The organism is Psychrobacter sp. UBA2514 (genome assembly GCF_002341255.1).
GTDB lineage: Bacteria > Pseudomonadota > Gammaproteobacteria > Pseudomonadales > Moraxellaceae > Psychrobacter > Psychrobacter pacificensis.
The window spans coordinates 69,128-88,674 of sequence record NZ_DDNS01000022.1; the positions used below are offsets into that span (position 1 = coordinate 69,128).

Here is a 19,547-nt window from a genome sequence, read left to right on the forward strand (position 1 = left end):
GAATGTTCAACACGCCCTAATATAAAAGCGTGCTCATTTAGGAAAATTATTTGAGTGATTATAATCTATAAACAAAAAAGCCCATATCAAGTCGATATGGGCTTTTTATTTGCGTTAAATATACATATTCAGCATTTAAGCAGATAGGACACGCTGAGCGATATCTCGGTAATCCTGCGAGGCAAGACGTGGTCCAAACTGCTGGATGACTTGTGCGGATATTTCGCTGGCAAGACGTCCACACTCTGGCAAGCTATAATGCTGTGATAGCGCATACAAGAAGGCACCCGCGTAGTTATCACCTGCGCCATTGGTATCGATGACACTCGTTACTGCTGGCGTTGCCACGTCGTAAACTTCAATCTCCGATTCGTCATCAGGCTTGTGGGCAATGACCGCACCGTTGGCACCATCAGTGACGACCGCTGTTTGGCAATGATCAAGCAAAGCACGGGCAGCAGCTTTGACTTGTTTTTTATCGGTGAATAGCTTGGCTTCTTCGCTATTACAGAATATCACGGCGACTTTATTGCCGAGCATATTAAGCAGGCCGTCTTTGGCAAATTTCACTACAGCAGGATCCGCAAAACTTACGGCAATCTTTGCATTATGAATACCGGCTTGTTGGCGCAGCTGCGTCATTGCTGGTTGGATGCTTTCAGACATCGCCAAATAGCCTTCTAAATATAGCCAGTCTGCTTGCGTCAACGCATCAAAATCAACATTGTCAGCTGCGATTTCGCTTGAGGTGCCAAGATAGGTTTGCATGGTGCGCTCACCATCTTCTGTGACAGCGACCACGCAAGAGCCTGTCACACCGCCTTCATGGATAGATTTATCTGAGGTGGCAACGCCTGCTTCGTGCAAGTCTCTGAGGTAAAATACCCCTTGATCGTCATCACCGACGCGGCATGCATAGAACGGCTTGCCACCGAGGCTAGCAAAGGTGAACATCGTGTTGGCTGCTGAGCCACCGCCGGCTTGTTTTGATGGCTCAATCTCAGCCAACTTAAAGTAAGCCAGTAGTTGCTGCTGCTCCTCAAACTCTGCTAGTGTCATATTACCTTTGGTCAGCTCGGTCTCTTCTAGTGCCGCATCTGACAGCACATACTCGTGATCAACCAACGCATTACCTATCGCCATTACATCGTACATTGCTTACCTCTCTTCAATTAATTTATAAACAGTTATCTTTCTTATTGTTAAAAACTAGTCAGCTTGCAGCTCTAGTAGACGCTGATAAAGTGCATTCTTTTTTACACCAGTGATATCAGAGGCCAGCGCGGCTGCTTTTTTGACCGATAGATCCTCTAGCAAACGCTGTAGCAATTTATCATGAGTACTGATGTCGTCAGTATCCTTTGCCACACCGGCGCCAGCGACGACCACGACGATCTCACCGCGTTGCTGATTGTCATCTGCTTTGACAAAATCGACCAAATCGCCAAGGGTGCTCTTATGTATGGTTTCAAACGTTTTGGTCAATTCACGACAAAAAGTCACTGCACGGCCTGCACCAAATATCGTCGCCATATCTTCCAGGCTAGATACGATGCGATGCGGCGCTTCATAAAATATCAGAGTTTCGGTACGTGCGATCAAATCGTTCAGTTGTTTTTGACGGCCGTGAGTTTTGGCTGGTAAAAACCCAATAAAGCTAAATCGATCTGATGGCAACCCTGCCACTGACAATGCGCCAATAGCAGCAGAAGCCCCAACGATAGGAGATACGGTCACGCCAGCTTCATGTGCAGCCTGTACCAATTGATAACCTGGGTCACTGACCAGTGGCGTACCAGCATCACTAATCAAGGCAACCGAATGACCTTGCTCAATCATTTCAATGATTTTAGGCGTTTGAATAGCGCTATTGTGTTCGTGATAAGCCCATAGCTTGTTATGACCTTTTTGCTTCGTTGTGGCCTCATCATCTTCTACACTACTTGTGGCATGATGGGTCTCTGAGCTTTTTGCCTCATCCGTTTTGCTTCCTTTGGTATCAATACCAAAATGCGACAACAGCTTACCTGAAGTGCGAGTATCTTCACAGGCAATGATCGCGACCTGCTTTAAAACATCAATCGCGTGTGGCGTCATGTCGGTCAAGTTGCCAATCGGCGTGGCAACGATATAGAGACAAGCTGGCATCGCAGTAGGGGTAGACATGAAAACCTCGGGTTATTAACAATAATAGTGCGCCATTATATCCAGTCGTTATCTATGATTTTTCAGTCAAATAGTGAGTGAATAAATCGATAGATTTTGAGAGCATAACGCGCAGAAGTGGCTAGTTTAGCATGTTGTGCTATGATAATTCTCAAATGTTAAGCAGACGAATTGACCTTATGGCGAATCACAAACCCTTGATCTTAACCTCACCGAAACAACGCCAAGGCAGCCTGTTTGAACAGCAGGCGTGTGAATATTTACAAGCACAAGGGTTACGGTTGGTGGCGCAAAACTGGCAACAGCCAAAAATAGGCGAGCTAGATCTGATTATGATGGAAGTAGGACCCGCATGGTCAACGCTAGTATTTATCGAAGTTCGTCAACGCAAGCGGTCAATCTATGGCGATGCAGCACTCAGCGTGACGACAAGCAAGCAGCGTAAAGTGATTAAAGCGGCACAATGTTTTTTGCAGCAGCATCCTGAGTACGCTCATTATGACTGCCGCTTTGATGTCATTGCTTATAATACGGCAGGTAAGCTCAGCTCAAAAGAGAATCCGTTGAGTGATGAGCTGCACTGGCTTAAAGGTGCCTTTGTAGCCAGTGCATGGTAGTAAATATATAACGCAAATACGGGATGACTCGCGCGCCTGACTGAATCTAGCGCGCAATACTGGTTACCAAAAACCTAACCGCTGCTGGCCAAAATTAAGTAAAGTAGCTGTTAACAAAATTTGTCTTATCACTGCTAGATAAAAATTGACTCAATTCATTGAATTTATAACACCGTCACCACCATGCTCTAAGAGGTAAACAATGACACGGATGCATTTGCGCACTGCTATTTTTGGTTCATCACGCTGTATTACGACGGGCATTATGCTTGCTGCTTGTGTGGTCAGTACAGGCTGTGCCACCAACTATCTGACCAACAGTACAGAAGGAACTTACGGTGTGCCAATGACTGAGCGCACCATTCCACAGCGTCTACTAGATCGTAGTATCGAGCATACTGCCAAAATCAATGTCTATGGGTTAAAAGAAGACTTGCAGCAGACTAGCCGTATGGGTATCGATAGCTTCAATAGCGAAGTGCTGCTCACAGGGGAAGTACCGTCTGAAGCGCTCAAAGCAGAAGTAGAAAAGGTCGTCAGCTCCATGCCAGATGTACGCCGTGTCTACAACGAGATGGAAGTAAGTGCTTCAAAAGGCTATAGCTCAACGGTTCATGATGGTTATATCACTTCAAAACTACTGGCAAAAATAGCCGCCAGCGATGGCGTCAAAACCTCACAAATCAAAGCAGTCACCAACAATGGCGTGGTCTATATTATGGGCCGCATGACACCCACCCAACAAAGTAACTTAATTGATGTTGCGAACAGCACTGTTGGGGTGACCGAGCTGGTACTGCTGACGACCGTTGTCGATGATAGAGGTGTAAAGATAAACGATGATGATATTATGTACGAGAATAACTTAGCCAATCCGGCAGTCGCACCAGCTGTCCAAGGTACTGCTGTCAGTACCGCAACGCCGATAGTAATAACGGAAGAAGAGGCTACTACGGCGCAACCATCATCAAGCCCATATATCGATCTTTATCAAAATCAGTAAAACTACTGAGTTTGCCAAGCTGAGTCTACCAAGCAATGATTGACGATAAATAAGAGCTTGTATAATAGCTACTTCGCTATATGTGATACCCGTCACATCATAGGATGCTAGTAGCTTTTTTTGATATTAATCACAATAAGCCTAAATAGATATAACAGTAAAAGCACGAGAAATCCTCAGCCAGTGAGTACTATATCAATAGTGAAACGTCACAGAATCAGAGGTTCTAATGAGACCATAGAGCGCTCACGATGTTAGGCATGATTCATAACTATAAGATGCATATCTTAAGATCCATAACTGTAACAAGGTATTGGCAATGCAGGATTCGGTAAATCACATAAAACAAAAGACAGGTGCGAACAACTGCAAGAACTTTGATCATAATTCTTTTGGTAAACACCCGCGCAGACTAAGGGTTGTAGGAGCGGCAGCATTGGCGCTAGGCAGCATCGCGCTTGCCACCCAAAGTGCACAGGCATTATCACCGCTAGGCTTTGTCAATGGCATTACTTCTAGTGGCGGTGTAGGGGTAAGTAAAGATATCTTATACGGTGATGAGCCTTTGCAAGATTTAGATATTTACTATCCAAAGCCCTTGGCACAGGCAATGAAAGCCCAAAGCGCTATCAATAATGACTACCCTATGGTGGTATTCGTGCATGGCGGTTCTTGGGAGAGTGGTAATAAAGATCAATATGCCTTTGTCGGTCAAAGCTTAGCGCAGGCAGGTTATGTCACCGCAGTGATTAATTATCGTAAGGTGCCCGAGCATGTCTACCCTGATTATGTCAATGATACGGCCCAAGCGATTGCTTGGAGTATCGAGAATGCGACCAGTTTGCATGCTGATCCGTCACGTGTTGCTGTCATGGGCCACTCTGCTGGCGCGTTTAATGCAGTCGCAGCCGTCGCCAACGAAGACTTTTTAGCGCCCTATGGTATTAAGCCGACAGACATTGCGACGGTTATCGGTATTGCAGGGCCTTACAGTTATGACTTCCGTAAGTTTAGTAGTGCGTCAGCTTTTCCCTCGGATGCCACACCTGATCAAGTCATGCCTGACCGTCAGATCAAAGGGGCACAGCCACCATATTTGTTATTAACCGCAGAAAAAGATAAAGTGGTGCATCCAACCAATGCACTCAAAATGACGCAAGCATTGAAAGAGGCAGGGGTAACGGTGCAGACGGGTGAGATCGAAGGCGCGAGTCACGCAACTATCATTGGAGCAATGGCACCACCGCTACGCTGGGTCAATGATGTGCGTGCGCAAGTAGTGACGTATCTAGACACAATGCTCAAATAGCTTGTTGTTATTTATATCACGGGCTTTTGACTACTTATTTTTCGATACGGTTTCAGTCCTCAAATACACTTGAGCAAGACAGTACTGTAAGATAGGCAAACTCTTGTTATAATGTCATCACTTTAAATCTATACCCTATTCTAAACGTTAAGGCAGACTATTTTATGAGCATGAACGCTGACGATTTGATCGCATTTTTACAGACTCACTTCCCAGACGCTTTTATCCAAGCTGCCAATCAAGGCAATAAATTTGACGTGCGCGTGGTTGATGCAAGCTTTGAAGGCAAACGCGCCGTTCAACGTCAGCAAGCCATTTATGCGCTGGTTAATGATAAGATTGCGAGTGGCGATATTCACGCCCTCAATATTCAAGCGCTAACGCCTGCTGAGTGGGACGCTCAATCAAAAGGCTAATTATATAGCTATCTATCTAACTGGCAATCGAAGAGTTCGTTTAACAGACATAAGGATTCTTTACTGCTCGTTTTCACCATTTTCTATACTCATCGCTAGGTTGTCACCTTTATGGATCAATTTTTAATCACTGGTAGTAGTCGTATCGCAGGGGAAGTTACTATTTCAGGCGCCAAAAATGCCGCCTTGCCATTGCTTGCTGCGATGATATTGGCTGAGACGCCAACGACATTGCATAATGTGCCGTCATTAAAAGACGTACGAACATTGATTGAATTGATCAGTGGCATGGGGATTGATATCCAAAAGCAGGGCGATACGGTCACTTGTGATACCAAAACTATTGATAACTTTTATGCGCCGTATGATTTGGTAAAAACCATGCGCGCGTCAATTTTGGTATTAGGTCCATTACTGGCGCGTTTTGGCGAAGCTGAAGTGTCGTTACCAGGTGGCTGTGCGATTGGTTCACGTCCTGTTGATCAGCATCTAAAAGCGTTTGAAGCGATGGGTGCGGTAATCAGCGTAGAGAACGGTTACGTGAAAGCGCAAGCGCCTAAAGGTGGTAAGCTGATTGGTTGCCACTTCTCATTTGATATGGTGACAGTTGGCGGTACGGAAAACGTCATCATGGCAGCGGCATTAGCTAAAGGCACGACCGTTTTGGCTAACTGTGCATTAGAGCCAGAAGTAGTCGATTTAGCCAATATGCTGGTTGCGATGGGCGCCAAAATCAGCGGCATCGGTACTTCGACGATGACCATTGAAGGGGTCGAACGTCTACACGGTTGTGAGTATTCAGTGGTACCGGATCGTATTGAGACAGGCTCATATCTTGCTGGTGCCTTGATGACTCAAGGGGATGTGTTGACCAAAAAAACTACAGCCTCTTTATTGTACCCAGTGCTTGAGAAGTTTGAAGCGATGGGTGCAGTGATCACCACAGGTGATGACTGGATTCGCGCGCAGATGAAAGGTCGTCCAAAGCCAGTGGATATTCGGACTCAGCCACATCCAGGTTTTCCAACAGACATGCAAGCTCAGTTGATGGCGATTTGCTGTCTGGCTGATGGGACCAGTACCATTATCGAAAACATCTTTGAAAACCGCTATATGCACGTACCTGAACTAAACCGCTTGGGTGCATCTATCCAAGTGGATGGACATACTGCGGTGATCAGAGGTGTCGAGAACTTTACGGCGGCACCAGTTATGGCAACAGATTTACGCGCTTCTATGTCACTGGTGATGGCGGCTGCAACGGCAGAAGGCGAGAGCTTGGTTGACCGCATTTATCATATTGACCGTGGTTATGAGCATGTCGAAGACAAGCTGCGTAGCCTTGGTGTGAATATCCAGCGTGTCAATACCAACGGCTAATACTGATAGGTCAACCGTAGTTTATACATGAATTACGTTATACATTAAAACTTCCCTTGAATGGGGAAACTAACTGCATATGGACACGATGTCATTATGACTGAGACAAGCAAACCTGCACCAGCCGATGGTCTACTAAACGAAGTAAACGATGCGTTTTCAGGTCTAACGTTGGCGTTATCAAAAGGCCGTATTTTAGAAGAGACGATGCCACTGCTACGTGCAGCGGGTGTTGATCTTTTAGAAGACCCTGAAGCCTCGCGCAAACTTATTTTTCCAACCTCAAACCCAAATGTACGTGTATTAATTTTGCGTGCAAGCGACGTACCAACCTATGTCGAGCACGGTGCGGCTGATTTTGGTGTAGCAGGTAAAGATGTGCTGCTTGAGCATGGCGCGAACCACGTGTATGAACTGCTTGATTTAAAAATCGCTCAGTGCAAATTGATGACCGCTGGCGTAAAAGACGCACCACTGCCCAATCGTCGTCTGCGTATCGCGACCAAATATGTCAATGTAGCGCGCGCTTATTTTGCGAGCCAAGGTCAGCAAGTTGATGTTATCAAGCTTTACGGTTCAATGGAGCTGGCACCATTGGTGGGCTTGGGCGATTTGATTGTCGATGTGGTTGATACGGGTAATACCCTACGCGCGAATGGACTTGAAGCGCGCGATCATATTTGTGATGTGTCATCACGTCTTATCGTCAATCAAGTCAGCTATAAGCGCAAATTTGCGTTACTAGAACCCATTTTAGATAGCTTTAAAAACAGTATTGCCAATGCCTAGTAAACCGGTGTCAATCATTGGTAATATAAAGCATGGTGATACGAATTTTTAAACCAGTTTAGCGCTCTATGTCTGTCATAGCGTGCTACACTGGTTTTGTTGTATTAGCTTGCGAAAAAATAAAATCACCGTAAAATTTAGACAAGAAGACAGCCAGTAAGTCGCCATATTTGTGAATAATAAGCATACTTTAGTTATATTCACGCCGTTTATTTTCAGCAGTATTTTATGCTCAGATATAGGATTAGGTCATGCGCCAGTTAAGTACCCAAGATGCCGATTTTGACAATCAATTGACACAACTGCTTGCCTTTGAAACCGTCAATGATGCTGAATTATTGCATGCCGTTGACGATATCATCGCACAAGTACGTGCGGATGGTGATAGCGTCGTATTGGCATTAACTCAGCAATTCGATCAGCATCCAGCGACAACGATGCAAGAATTAGAGCTGTCTAAAGAAGCACTTGCCGACGCATTTACCAATCTGGATGAGAATGTAAAAACGGCATTGACCACAGCAGCTACTCGGGTACAGACTTTTCATGAGCGCCAAGTACAAGAAACGTGGCAATATGAAGATGAGCTAGGCAATCGCTTAGGTCAAAAAGTCACGCCACTTGATCGCGTTGGTATTTATGTGCCGGGTGGTTTGGCATCTTATCCATCATCAGTATTGATGAATGCTATTCCTGCCAAAGTAGCTGGGGTTACTGAAGTTATCATGGTCGTGCCAGCACCTAAAGGCGTGCTTAATCCATTGGTATTAGCAGCCGCTCATTTGGCTCAAGTTGACCGTGTCTTTACCATTGGCGGCGCACAGGCGGTAGCAGCTTTAGCCTACGGTACCGAAACCATTCCAGCGGTGGATAAAATCACAGGGCCGGGTAATAAGTATGTCGCGGCAGCCAAACGCGCAGTATTTGGACAAGTCGGCATTGATATGATTGCAGGCCCCTCAGAAGTGTTGGTATATGCAGAGGGTGAAGCGCAAGATCGAGCTGATTGGCTCGCGATGGATTTGTTGTCGCAAGCAGAGCACGACCGTATCGCTCAAGCTATCTTTGTGACGACCAGTGAGGCGCAGTTAAAAGAAGTCGAGTTAGAGATAGAAAGAGCACTCGCTGAGCTGCCAAAAGCAGATATCGCGCGTGACTCGCTGCAAAATCGTGGTGCACTTATTTTGGTAAAAGATCGTAGCGAGGGTATGGCACTGATTAATCGTATTGCTCCTGAGCATTTGGAGTTATCCGTTGATAACCCTGATGCATTGTTAGATGATATTCGTCATGCGGGTGCTATCTTTATGGGTCGTCACACGCCTGAAGCGATTGGCGATTACTGTGCAGGACCGAACCATGTATTGCCAACCTCTGGTACTGCGCGCTTTTCTTCACCTTTAGGTGTCTATGACTTTCAGAAGAAATCATCAATTATTTATTGCAGTGAATCCGGCAGCAAGCCATTGGCTGAGACGGCTGATATTTTAGCGCAGCGAGAGGACTTAGAAGCCCATGCGCGCTCAGCCCGTTATCGTTATCAGTAAGATATTTTGAGCGTCTTCATTTTTACTTTTGATAGATATTTTTAATAGTCTGTATGGCTAATTAGTAGGATAATTTATGAGTGAGACAAAGATAGATAATAGGCTGTGGTCGTCTAAAGCACGCAACTTATCACCCTATGTACCGGGTGAACAGCCACAGCATAATAACTTGTGCAAACTGAACACCAATGAAAACCCATTTCCGCCCTCACCAAAAGTAGGAGAGGCAATCGCTAAAGTACTCACCCAGCAAGCGCAAGAGCTGCGTTTATATCCGGCACCTGAGTCCAATGACCTGCGTGCTGCATTGGCACAAGCATATGACCTTGATGTCAGCCAAGTGTTTGTCGGTAATGGCTCAGATGAAGTATTGGCGCTTATATTTGCCAGTTTCTTCCTAAAAGAGCGTCCGCTTTTATCACCTGATATTGGCTACAGCTTTTATCCTGTCTATGCACAGACTTTTGGTGTGCATCTTGTCAAAATCCCATTAGAAGACGATTTTAGTATTGATCCTGATGCTTATCGCCAGCCTTGTAGCGGTATCATCATTGCCAACCCAAATGCGCCAACAGGTTTACTCCTATCACTTGCTGATATCCGTAAGCTAGCCAGCGAGCATTCTAATGCCGTGATTGTAATTGACGAGGCATACATTGATTTTGCGCAGGCTGATGCAGACAGTACAGGCTCGCAAGTCTCAGCGGTCAGTTTAATCAATGAGTGTGACAACGTTATCGTGACGCAGACCTTTTCAAAATCACGGTCACTTGCTGGTTTACGTGTTGGGATGGCCTTTGGTAGTGCTTCGTTGATTGAAGCATTGACGCGTATGAAAAATAGCTTTAATAGCTATCCACTGGATAAGCTAGCGCAAGCTGGTGCGACGGCAAGTGTGCTAGATGTGGATTATTTTGAGCAAACGCGCCAACAGGTTATCGATTTGCGTACGTCATTGACCGAAGAGTTGACGGCGCTAGGCTATAAAGTATTGCCCTCGCATGCCAACTTTATCTTTGCCCGTCCAAAAGATGGTAATGCAAGTGCTGTGGCGAGTGCATTGCGTGATCAAGGGATTATCGTTCGCCATTTTGATAAGCCGCGCATTAGTGAGTATTTGCGTATTACTGTTGGTACCGCCGAGCAGCATGAGCGCTTGATTGATACGCTAAAAGAGCTGCATACAGAGACTAGCATGACGGCTGATTAATGGTTTACCTGCTTGTGTAGTAAATGCTATCGATAAGTACCAAAAAAGCCTGCTAGCGCAATGTTAAGCAGGCTTTTTTCTTTAGAGGCCAGCGCAAAATAGTATTTCAGTCGTTTATACTTTTTTCGCCAACACCGCCAGTAGATTGCCTACCTTATCTAAGCACTCTTGATATTCAGCATTACAATCAGACGCGACCGTAATACCGCCACCCGCCCATAGATTTATGTGTTTTTCTTTATTAAATTCATCAGTTAATGAAGCACCAGCTTGCAATGTACGAATGAGTACATTCCATTGACCACTGCCATCAAAATTCATATAACCCATGGTGCCGCAATAAGCACCGCGTGGTGTAGACTCTAATTCAGCGATGATTTCGACCGCGCGTTTTTTGGGCGTGCCTGTGATGGAGCCAGCAGGCAGACTACCAAACAGTACAGTCAACGGGTGAGTGTCAGTTTTTAGCTCAGCAGTGATGGTACTGACCATATGATGCACGTTACTAAAGCTCTCAATCGCAAACAGTTGCGGTACTTTTACGCTACCGATTTTGGCATATTTACCCAAATCATTACGCAGTAGATCCACAATCATGACATTTTCGGCACGGTCTTTTTCGCTATCGACCAGTTGTTGCTTATACGATTCATCTTGCTTGTCAGTGGAGCCACGAGGCATAGTGCCTTTGATTGGCTTGGTCAGGATATGGTGCTTATCAGTCACTTTGTTTTTGGTAAATGTAAAGAACAGCTCAGGCGAGCAGCTTAATAACTCAAAACTGTGGTTAAAGGTATCAACGTGCTCAACGCTCGCACCATCAACGCTTAAATAGCCTGCAAAAGGTGCTTTAGTATTATGATGTAGCGCAGGCAGATAATCGATAAGCGCTGAAGTTGGTTGAGTCGCATCGTTTTTATATGGCAAGTAGCCCGACCACTTTTGCGTCAGGTTGATTTGATAGCAATCGCCTTGCTGTAGATAGTCTTGAGTACGATCAAATGCTTGCTGATAATCACGCTTACTCCATCGTGCCGTTAGGACGACAGGTATAGTATGTGATGTGTGCTTAGATTGTGCTTGATTGAGATATTTGTCGGACAGCTTTTTATCCAGTTCATCTAGGTAGGATGTCAGAGCAACTATGAACTCATCTTTTGACTTGTTGCCGACAGCTTCATCAGAGCTGCTATTGGTTTGAATACTTTTTAGCTCCCAACCGGTATCAGTATTGGCAGCAGGTGTTAGATAGATATCGTAATGCCCTAATGAGGCACAAGGCTGATTTGCCAATTCGATTCTGTCTGCAGGACTTAACTCATAAGCAGCGATATCGTAACCGATAAAACCAATCAGACCATGATGATAACAGGGTTTTGTGCTTTTCGGGTTTACGTTATTTGAGCTATTATTATCGGTATCATAAGCTTTGCTGTAAGCAATAAGCTCATTTTGCCATTCTAGATAACTCATATAGGCTGTCATGGTATTTTCGCTATGAGTAGAGCAGTTATCACGGCAGTTTTTAACCACTCTATAAGTATTGACTGAATCTTTAGAAGGTTTTTGATCAGTTGGATAAACCGACCAGCTGACTTTAGGCAGCAAACCAATTACTGGTCGTCCATCATTATTTAACCAAGCCAATTGCCAATTTGCTGCATCATCTTGGTTAAGTAAATGGCGTCTTAGCTGTGGCATTAATTCAGCCGCTGACAAATCACCAAAACGCCAGCTAGATTTACTAGCTGGCGATGGCGCAGAATCTGTCTGCTTAGTTATCGTTTGATTTGGTGCGAGCATGGTTTAAGCGTCGAATTTTTTGATGATGAGTGTGGCGTTAGTACCACCAAAGCCGAAGCTATTGCTCATCAAGGTTTCAAGGTTTGATTCGCGCATTTGAGTGACGATATCGAAACCTTCAGCTGCAGGATCTAGGTTGTCAACGTTGATACTTGGGGCAATAAAGCCGTCTTGTAGCATAAGTAGGCAGTAAATCAGCTCTTGCGCACCAACAGCGCCTAAGCTATGACCTGTCATGGATTTGGTTGAGCTGATAGCAGGTACTTTACTGACATCATTATCAAAAACTTTGGCAATCGCTTTGAGTTCTGTGATATCGCCCAGCGGTGTGCTGGTGCCGTGGCTATTGATATAATCTACGCTTTTTAAGCCAGCTTCAGCTAAGGCTTGTTGCATACAGCGTACAGCGCCTTCGCCACTTGGCGCAACCATCTCGGCACCATCAGAGGTAGCACCGTAACCCACGATTTCAGCCAAGATATTGGCGCCACGTGCTTGAGCATGCTCTAAACTTTCTACCACAACCATCGCGCCACCAGCAGCAATCACAAACCCGTCGCGATCTTTATCATAAGCTCTTGAGGCGAGTGTTGGTGTGTCGTTATATTGAGTACTCACTGCACCCATCGCATCAAACATACAAGACTGTGTCCAATGCTCAGCTTCACTACCACCAGCCAATATTACATCAGCTTTACCCAGTTGGATAAGCTCAGCGGCATGACCGATACAATGAGTCGAGGTCGCGCAAGCAGAGGAAAGCGAGTAGGAGACACCTTGGATTTTTAGACCAGTGGCTAGGGCTGCTGATACTGAGCTGCCCATGGTTTTAGGTACAGCCATCGCACCGACACCGCGTAGACCTTTTTCACGCATGGCATCCACAGCGTTCACGATGTTTTCTGTTGACGCACCGCCTGAGCTTGCGACCACACCCACACGTGGATTGTTATTAATGGTGTCAAGTGACAGTCCTGAATGTTCAATGGCGTTTAGTGCACTGACATAAGCGTACAGACTGGCATCACTAAAAAAGCGTTTGAGTTTACGATCGATACCACTAGTATCCAGTTCTGATTGATTGATACTACCGCTCACGTGTGATTTAAACTCGTGCTCAGCGTAAGAATCATTATATGTGATACCAGATTCCCCTTCTTTAAGAGCGGTAGTGACAGTGTCTAGATCATGTCCGATACAAGAGACAATCCCTGCTCCAGTGATGACGACGCGGCGCATATGCTATTCCTTATGAGTAACGACTTGCTAGCAATTGGTTGCAATAATCGTTGTAAATCTATATGTAATGTTTAACGATGAATGAATTTGAGCATTATAATGAAAAAACAGCCTATGTAGATAACGATAGCATGAATTAAGATAATTACAGCCTATTAAAGACAATGTCATTTCAGTGTACAATTATGCTCTCACTTACGGCACATGATAACGTATCAAGCAGTGAAAATCTTTGGACAAGTGTAAAATAATGGCGAAATAGCCTCTATCGCTACAAGGTAATGAGAAATTGAGTGGCTATGAAACCTTGTTGTTTGAGCAATCGCTTTATTGTTTATGAAAAACAATGTGGGTAAGCTAAAGGCTATGGTTAAGTCGGACAAAAATTAAGTTGTACTTTTAGATACAAAATTTGTGATTGCGATAACATTGTTCGCACTGACAGGAACGGCCTTGACTTATTACACTGACAGCTTGAAGATTAAACACATTCATATCACTATTACTAAAAAAATTATTCATCACATTATTATTCATCATATTAAGGACATCACAATGGCAAAGCCTAGCACTCTTTCAAAAAGTATCAATACTATTGGCTCTTTCACACGCAACAACCTAGAGCGCGTGGGCTCCATGATTGATAGCATGAATGCCAAAACAGGCAAACCGCGCCAATATAAAGCGGTAGATTTAGGCGATGAGGATTATCAACAAGACTTATTTCGTGAGCAAACCTTAAAGGCTACGCAGCAATTATTAGGTCCACGTTTTGCTACTTATGGCAAATATGCCAAAAAAGTCGTACCAAACAGCTTTTTTCAATCGACAGTAGATAGCGCGTTTGCTCAAGTTGCGAAACTTGCATCAAACTGGAGTCAATTAGACTTACCGAACGAGCATCGCTTTGCCAATATTGCTACTTTAGATGATGAAGAGCGTTATGCACTTGCAACTGACATCGCTAACCAAAATCGTGCACTTGCAGCAATGGGCGGCCTTACGGGTCTAGCAGGGCTGCCAGGTCTACTTGCTGATACCTTATGGCTATTATTGGTATCTCTACGTACTGTCTACCAAATTGCAGCTATATACAATAAGCCGCTCACAGGTAAACAAGGTGTGAAAATGGCATACGAATTGCTCTCAAGTGCCGATCTAAGCAAAATGCAAGAAAAACAAGCATTGCTAGCAGGTATGGGTATCGGTAAAGGTTTGCTGGATAATGCTCAGAGCCACGGGTTGCATAGCGAGCTGAAGAACTTGGGTCTAAAAAATCAAAACGTAAACTACTATGCTGAGCAAATAGACAGTATTGCTAGACAAGTAGGAATTGATTTGGACAAAATAAACCTATTATGGGTTCGCCGTTTTATTCCCGTTACAGCAGTAGCCATCGGCGTACATTATAACAGTCAGTTGATTGATGAAGTGATTGGCGTTGCTAAAGCGACTTTTGCGCCAGAGGCAAAACTTGCCAATCGTGCCATTACTGATGACAGTAGTAGCGAGGCTGAAGTAAAAAAAGCCAGTAATAACGATGCGCAGAAAGACACAGAAAAGACAGAAGAAAATAGCGATACAGAAGAAACCAGTAGCAAAAAAGACTCAGACAAGCAAACGTCTGATAAAAAAGCCAAGTAATAGACATATTATTTGCTAGTTAGGTTGTATATTAATAAGCAAAATGGTATTTATTTTGGTTCGGTTGAGTAGGGTGACTTGAAATCAGGATAAATACCACCACTTAGTTACTATCAAGTAGCATTTATATTCGAATATTTTTTCTTAATGATGCTTGAGGTTGCCTTGTTTACTTTATTTATGACGCTGTTTTTCGGCGAAAAAACGATAAAGTGATATAATGCGAGGATGAATGCATATCTATCAAATGTTGTAAAGCGAAACCATTCATAAGTGGTTGAAATAGCAGCAACAACTCTTTATAATACACTGTCCTAAAAATGGGTGCCCAGAAATCTGCAATTATTGTCAGATAGATGGTGCATTGGCCCATTTTTTTGTTTTATACCAAACGGGAGAAGGATGCCTTATGGCAACAACTAACCAATTGATTCGTAAAGGTCGCAAAACCATCAAGGAAAAGTCAAAAGTTCCTGCGTTGGAAGCGTGCCCACAGCGTCGCGGTGTATGTACTCGTGTATATACTACCACGCCAAAAAAACCTAACTCTGCCATGCGTAAAGTATGTCGTGTACGTTTGACTTCAGGCTATGAAGTATCAAGCTATATCGGCGGCGAAGGTCATAACCTACAAGAGCACAGTGTTGTTCTAATCCGTGGTGGTCGTGTGAAAGATCTACCAGGTGTACGTTATCACACTGTTCGCGGTGCATTAGATTGTGCAGGCGTTAAAGACCGTAAGCAAGGTCGCTCTAAGTACGGTGCTAAGAAGCCTAAAGTTTAATAACTAAACGTTATTAACAAAGCTTTTTGTACTACCCAATAACTGTGCATGGGTTTGGTGTCAGTAGTCATATTACTTTTATATAAGTGATTTGCTCTTAAAACATACCACCATGCAGTAAGGCTAACTGATAACTCGCTGCTATACCCTAATGATGAGTAGTCGATGTTGTGAATGTTAGACACTCCTGAAGATAAGGAAATTTATTATGCCAAGACGTCGCGTCGTTGCTGCCCGTGAGATCCTACCGGATCCTAAGTTTGGTAGCCAAACTGTTGCAAAATTCATCAACCATGTAATGAGTGATGGTAAAAAATCTACTGCTGAGCGTATCGTTTACGGTGCACTTGAGACAGTAAGTGAGAAGCGTAAAGTTGAAGATCCAGTATCTTTCTTCGAAGAAGTGCTTGAAAATGTACGCCCAATGGTAGAAGTAAAAGCTCGCCGCGTTGGCGGTGCAACCTATCAAGTACCAATGGAAGTACGCCCCTCCCGTCGTACTGCCTTGGCTATGCGTTGGTTAGCTGAAGCTGCTGCTAAGCGTTCTGAAAAATCAATGGCTTTGCGTTTAGCTGGTGAATTGAATGATGCTGCTGATGGCAAAGGCGCTGCTATGAAAAAGCGTGACGAAGTTCACCGCATGGCAGATGCTAACAAAGCATTCTCTCATTACCGTTTCTAAGCTACTTTTTAACAGTAGCTTGAGATTAATAGCTCATACTCATTAATCTTACATTGTTGTTTATTCTATTGATTGCCGCCATCATCATTCGGTCATATATAAATGTTATTTATTAATGACTGGGGTGGCGGACATCTATCAAGATGTCTCTCTTAACAAGTATGACTTTCATCCTTTCATTAGAGAACATCCCAAATTTGATGCCACACTATTCTTAGTATTTGCTCTTTTTTTGTCCGTATTAGGCTCAATAATCAGTAAGTAATATTACGAAGCTGAACGCTTTGTCATAGAGTATGAGGTAGAGACACAATACATTATTATATACACGACTTTTCCTAGGAAAACACTATGGCTCGTAAAACTCCCCTAAAACGCTATCGCAATATTGGTATTTCAGCGCACATCGATGCTGGTAAAACGACCACTACTGAGCGTGTTTTATTCTATACCGGTGTTAGCCACAAAATTGGCGAAGTACATGATGGCGCAGCCACTATGGACTGGATGGAGCAAGAACAAGAGCGTGGTATTACTATTACCTCAGCAGCAACAACTTGTTTTTGGTCAGGTATGGCTAAACAGTTTGACGAACACCGTATCAACATCATCGATACCCCAGGTCACGTTGACTTCACGATCGAAGTTGAACGTTCTATGCGCGTACTTGATGGCGCTTGCATGGTTTACTGTGCAGTAGGCGGCGTTCAGCCACAGTCTGAGACCGTATGGCGTCAAGCGAACAAATACAAAGTACCACGTCTTGCATTTGTAAACAAAATGGACCGTGTTGGTGCTGATTTCTATCGTGTTATCGAACAGATCAAAACCCGTCTTGGCGGTAAGCCAGTACCATTGGTTATTCCAATTGGCAAAGAAGATGACTTCGAAGGCGTTGTTGATCTAGTGACTATGAAAGCTATCTATTGGGACGAAGCGTCTCAAGGTATGCAGTATGATGAGCGTGATATCCCAACTGAACTACAAGACAAAGCGGACGAGTATCGCGAGTACCTTGTAGAAAGTGCTGCTGAAGCCAATGAAGAGTTGATGAACGAATATCTAGAAAACGGTGAATTGACTGAAGAGCAGATCCACAGTGCTATTCGTCAGTTGACTATTGATAACGAAATCATCCCACTTCTTTGTGGTACTGCCTTTAAAAACAAAGGCGTACAAAAGATGCTAGATGCGGTTATCCAGTATCTACCAGCACCAATTGACGTACCTGCTATTAAAGGTATTCTTGATGACAAAGACGAAAGCGAAGGCAGCCGTGAAGCATCAGATGAAGCACCTTTCTCAGCACTAGCGTTCAAAATCATGAACGACAAGTTCGTTGGTAACTTAACCTTCGTACGTGTTTATTCTGGTGTCATGAAGCAGGGTAGCAGTGTTTATAACCCAGTTAAAATGAAGCGTGAGCGTGTTGGCCGTATTGTACAGATGATGGCAAACTCTCAAGAAGAGCTTGCAGAGATTCGTACAGGTGATATCGCAGCCCTAGTCGGCATGAAAGATGTAACGACTGGTGATACGCTATGTGACGAAGACAACGTGATCACGCTTGAGCGTATGGAATTCCCAGAACCAGTTATCTCTCTAGCGGTTGAGCCAAAGACCAAAGCTGACCAAGAAAAAATGTCAATCGCGCTTGGCCGTTTGGCAAAAGAAGATCCATCGTTCCGTGTACACACTGACGAAGAATCTGGTCAGACGATTATCAGTGGTATGGGTGAGCTGCATCTAGAGATTCTTGTTGACCGTATGAAGCGTGAATTCAACGTTGAAGCAAACATCGGTGCACCTCAGGTTGCTTATCGTGAGACGATTCGTAACACTGTTGAACAAGAAGGCAAATTCGTACGTCAAACAGGTGGTCGTGGTAAGTTTGGTCACGTATGGTTACGTCTTGAACCACTTGATCCAGCTGGCGACACTGAATATGAATTCGCTGAAGAAGTTGTTGGCGGTGTGGTACCAAAAGAATTCCACGGTGCTGTTGATAAAGGTATCCAAGAGCGCATGAAAAACGGCGTACTTGCAGGCTACCCAGTTGTTGGCGTAAAAGCGACTTTGTATGATGGTTCTTATCATGACGTTGACTCTGATGAATTGTCATTTAAGATGGCAGGTTCTATGGCCTTCAAAAAAGGTTTCTTAGCAGCTGATCCAGCGCTACTTGAGCCAGTGATGAAAGTAGAAGTTGAAACACCTGAAGACTACATGGGCGACATCATGGGTGATCTTAACCGTCGTCGTGGTTTGGTACAGGGTATGGAAGACCTACCTGGTGGCACTAAACAGATTCGTGCTGAAGTACCATTAGCGGAAATGTTTGGTTATGCCACTCAAATGCGCTCTATGTCACAAGGCCGTGCAACTTACTCAATGGAATTCCAAAAGTACGTTGAAATTCCAAAATCAGTTGCTGCTGAAATCATCTCTAAGTACAACTCTAAAGATGATGACGAGTAAATAAAACTTACTAAAGGTGACAATATAGAGTATCTCTGTGTATTGTCACTAAAGAATCGGCCAATAACTTGTTAAAAGACTTGTTATTGGTCGCAATTTTCTTATAATATCTGCACATTAGTATGTGTAACCTTTTAACAATTATCTTAAGGTGACCAAGATTTTCTTAATTGTCATATTTATATGAATTAAGCCTTGGAACCAAAAAAAAGAGGAAATACCCATGGCAAAGGCCAAGTTTGAACGTAGCAAGCCACACGTCAACGTCGGTACCATCGGACACGTTGACCATGGTAAAACCACCCTTACCGCTGCAATCGCAACCGTAGCTGCAATCACCTCTGGTGGCGAAGCAAAAGACTACGCGTCTATTGACTCAGCACCAGAAGAAAAAGCACGTGGTATCACCATCAACACCTCACACGTAGAATATGACACAGACACACGTCACTACGCACACGTAGACTGCCCAGGTCACGC

At 44.2% G+C, this 19,547-nt stretch carries 17 protein-coding genes; 13 read left to right on the forward strand and 4 right to left on the reverse strand.

Annotated elements, in window-relative coordinates:
- Positions 1 to 135: 135 nt before the first annotated feature.
- A complete protein-coding gene (locus tag B3V51_RS07795) occupies positions 136 to 1,155 on the reverse strand; it encodes an adenosine kinase (protein ID WP_286708192.1) in 1,020 nt (339 codons plus the stop codon).
- 54 nt (positions 1,156 to 1,209) lie between these two features.
- The gene (rsmI, locus tag B3V51_RS07800; RefSeq protein ID WP_286708193.1) at positions 1,210 to 2,166 is read right to left on the reverse strand and encodes a 16S rRNA (cytidine(1402)-2'-O)-methyltransferase; all 957 of its coding nucleotides are present in this window, start codon (positions 2,164 to 2,166) and stop codon (positions 1,210 to 1,212) included.
- A gap of 131 nt (positions 2,167 to 2,297) precedes the next feature.
- Between rsmI and B3V51_RS07805 the strand changes: the two genes are divergently transcribed.
- The 8 genes from B3V51_RS07805 (at position 2,298) to hisC (ending at position 10,437) form a co-directional block, all read left to right on the forward strand.
- Entirely contained in the window at positions 2,298 to 2,783 is a 486-nt protein-coding gene (locus tag B3V51_RS07805) for a YraN family protein (protein WP_277077276.1), read from the forward strand.
- A 211-nt stretch (positions 2,784 to 2,994) separates the two neighbouring features.
- Positions 2,995 to 3,786, forward strand: a complete 792-nt coding sequence (locus B3V51_RS07810) for a BON domain-containing protein (protein WP_286708198.1) — start codon at positions 2,995 to 2,997, stop codon at positions 3,784 to 3,786.
- Between the two features lie 319 nt (positions 3,787 to 4,105).
- Entirely contained in the window at positions 4,106 to 5,095 is a 990-nt protein-coding gene (locus B3V51_RS07815; RefSeq protein WP_186473550.1) for an alpha/beta hydrolase, read from the forward strand.
- 164 nt (positions 5,096 to 5,259) lie between these two features.
- A complete protein-coding gene (locus B3V51_RS07820; RefSeq protein ID WP_058025509.1) occupies positions 5,260 to 5,511 on the forward strand; it encodes a BolA family protein in 252 nt (83 codons plus the stop codon).
- Positions 5,512 to 5,622: 111 nt separating this feature from the next.
- A complete protein-coding gene (gene murA, locus B3V51_RS07825) occupies positions 5,623 to 6,891 on the forward strand; it encodes a UDP-N-acetylglucosamine 1-carboxyvinyltransferase (RefSeq protein WP_286708194.1) in 1,269 nt (422 codons plus the stop codon).
- Between the two features lie 96 nt (positions 6,892 to 6,987).
- Positions 6,988 to 7,680: an ATP phosphoribosyltransferase gene (hisG, locus tag B3V51_RS07830; RefSeq protein WP_071002912.1), complete on the forward strand. Its 693-nt coding sequence runs from the start codon at positions 6,988 to 6,990 to the stop codon at positions 7,678 to 7,680.
- Between the two features lie 251 nt (positions 7,681 to 7,931).
- Positions 7,932 to 9,227, forward strand: coding sequence for a histidinol dehydrogenase (hisD, locus tag B3V51_RS07835; RefSeq protein WP_252962794.1), 1,296 nt, complete (start codon positions 7,932 to 7,934; stop codon positions 9,225 to 9,227).
- A 76-nt stretch (positions 9,228 to 9,303) separates the two neighbouring features.
- Positions 9,304 to 10,437: a histidinol-phosphate transaminase gene (gene hisC / locus B3V51_RS07840; RefSeq protein WP_240365484.1), complete on the forward strand. Its 1,134-nt coding sequence runs from the start codon at positions 9,304 to 9,306 to the stop codon at positions 10,435 to 10,437.
- A 114-nt stretch (positions 10,438 to 10,551) separates the two neighbouring features.
- Here the strand turns inward: hisC and B3V51_RS07845 are convergent, their stop codons facing one another.
- Both B3V51_RS07845 and B3V51_RS07850 read right to left on the reverse strand, forming a co-directional pair.
- Positions 10,552 to 12,240, reverse strand: a complete 1,689-nt coding sequence (locus B3V51_RS07845) for an anthranilate synthase component I family protein (protein ID WP_286708195.1) — start codon at positions 12,238 to 12,240, stop codon at positions 10,552 to 10,554.
- 3 nt (positions 12,241 to 12,243) lie between these two features.
- A complete protein-coding gene (locus B3V51_RS07850; RefSeq protein WP_212564141.1) occupies positions 12,244 to 13,479 on the reverse strand; it encodes a beta-ketoacyl-ACP synthase II in 1,236 nt (411 codons plus the stop codon).
- A 555-nt stretch (positions 13,480 to 14,034) separates the two neighbouring features.
- On the opposite strand from B3V51_RS07850, the gene B3V51_RS07855 reads away from it, so the two are divergent.
- The 5 genes from B3V51_RS07855 to B3V51_RS07875 all read left to right on the forward strand — a co-directional run.
- Complete coding sequence (locus tag B3V51_RS07855) at positions 14,035 to 15,123, forward strand: EcsC family protein (protein ID WP_071002916.1); 1,089 nt, start codon at positions 14,035 to 14,037, stop codon at positions 15,121 to 15,123.
- A 409-nt stretch (positions 15,124 to 15,532) separates the two neighbouring features.
- Entirely contained in the window at positions 15,533 to 15,907 is a 375-nt protein-coding gene (gene rpsL, locus B3V51_RS07860; RefSeq protein WP_011281154.1) for a 30S ribosomal protein S12, read from the forward strand.
- 208 nt (positions 15,908 to 16,115) lie between these two features.
- The gene (gene rpsG / locus B3V51_RS07865; RefSeq protein WP_057761735.1) at positions 16,116 to 16,589 is read left to right on the forward strand and encodes a 30S ribosomal protein S7; all 474 of its coding nucleotides are present in this window, start codon (positions 16,116 to 16,118) and stop codon (positions 16,587 to 16,589) included.
- Between the two features lie 351 nt (positions 16,590 to 16,940).
- On the forward strand, positions 16,941 to 19,067 hold the full coding sequence (gene fusA, locus B3V51_RS07870) for an elongation factor G (RefSeq protein ID WP_212564142.1): 2,127 nt from the start codon (positions 16,941 to 16,943) through the stop codon (positions 19,065 to 19,067).
- A gap of 223 nt (positions 19,068 to 19,290) precedes the next feature.
- Positions 19,291 to 19,547 (forward strand): GTP-binding protein (locus B3V51_RS07875; protein ID WP_286708196.1); only part of this gene is annotated, 257 nt, incomplete at its 3' end.

Excerpts from the sequence above, each read along its gene's own strand:
- hisG (WP_071002912.1), top strand. The coding sequence starts at position 6,988 with ATGACTGAGACAAGCAAACCTGCACCAGCCGATGGTCTACTAAACGAA.
- fusA (WP_212564142.1), top strand. The coding sequence starts at position 16,941 with ATGGCTCGTAAAACTCCCCTAAAACGCTATCGCAATATTGGTATTTCA.
- B3V51_RS07850 (WP_212564141.1), bottom strand. The coding sequence starts at position 13,479 with ATGCGCCGCGTCGTCATCACTGGAGCAGGGATTGTCTCTTGTATCGGA.
- hisD (WP_252962794.1), top strand. The coding sequence starts at position 7,932 with ATGCGCCAGTTAAGTACCCAAGATGCCGATTTTGACAATCAATTGACA.
- rpsL (WP_011281154.1), top strand. The coding sequence starts at position 15,533 with ATGGCAACAACTAACCAATTGATTCGTAAAGGTCGCAAAACCATCAAG.
- hisC (WP_240365484.1), top strand. The coding sequence starts at position 9,304 with ATGAGTGAGACAAAGATAGATAATAGGCTGTGGTCGTCTAAAGCACGC.
- B3V51_RS07795 (WP_286708192.1), bottom strand. The coding sequence starts at position 1,155 with ATGTACGATGTAATGGCGATAGGTAATGCGTTGGTTGATCACGAGTAT.
- B3V51_RS07845 (WP_286708195.1), bottom strand. The coding sequence starts at position 12,240 with ATGCTCGCACCAAATCAAACGATAACTAAGCAGACAGATTCTGCGCCA.
- B3V51_RS07805 (WP_277077276.1), top strand. The coding sequence starts at position 2,298 with ATGTTGTGCTATGATAATTCTCAAATGTTAAGCAGACGAATTGACCTT.
- B3V51_RS07820 (WP_058025509.1), top strand. The coding sequence starts at position 5,260 with ATGAGCATGAACGCTGACGATTTGATCGCATTTTTACAGACTCACTTC.
- murA (WP_286708194.1), top strand. The coding sequence starts at position 5,623 with ATGGATCAATTTTTAATCACTGGTAGTAGTCGTATCGCAGGGGAAGTT.
- B3V51_RS07810 (WP_286708198.1), top strand. The coding sequence starts at position 2,995 with ATGCATTTGCGCACTGCTATTTTTGGTTCATCACGCTGTATTACGACG.
- B3V51_RS07855 (WP_071002916.1), top strand. The coding sequence starts at position 14,035 with ATGGCAAAGCCTAGCACTCTTTCAAAAAGTATCAATACTATTGGCTCT.
- rpsG (WP_057761735.1), top strand. The coding sequence starts at position 16,116 with ATGCCAAGACGTCGCGTCGTTGCTGCCCGTGAGATCCTACCGGATCCT.
- B3V51_RS07815 (WP_186473550.1), top strand. The coding sequence starts at position 4,106 with ATGCAGGATTCGGTAAATCACATAAAACAAAAGACAGGTGCGAACAAC.
- rsmI (WP_286708193.1), bottom strand. The coding sequence starts at position 2,166 with ATGTCTACCCCTACTGCGATGCCAGCTTGTCTCTATATCGTTGCCACG.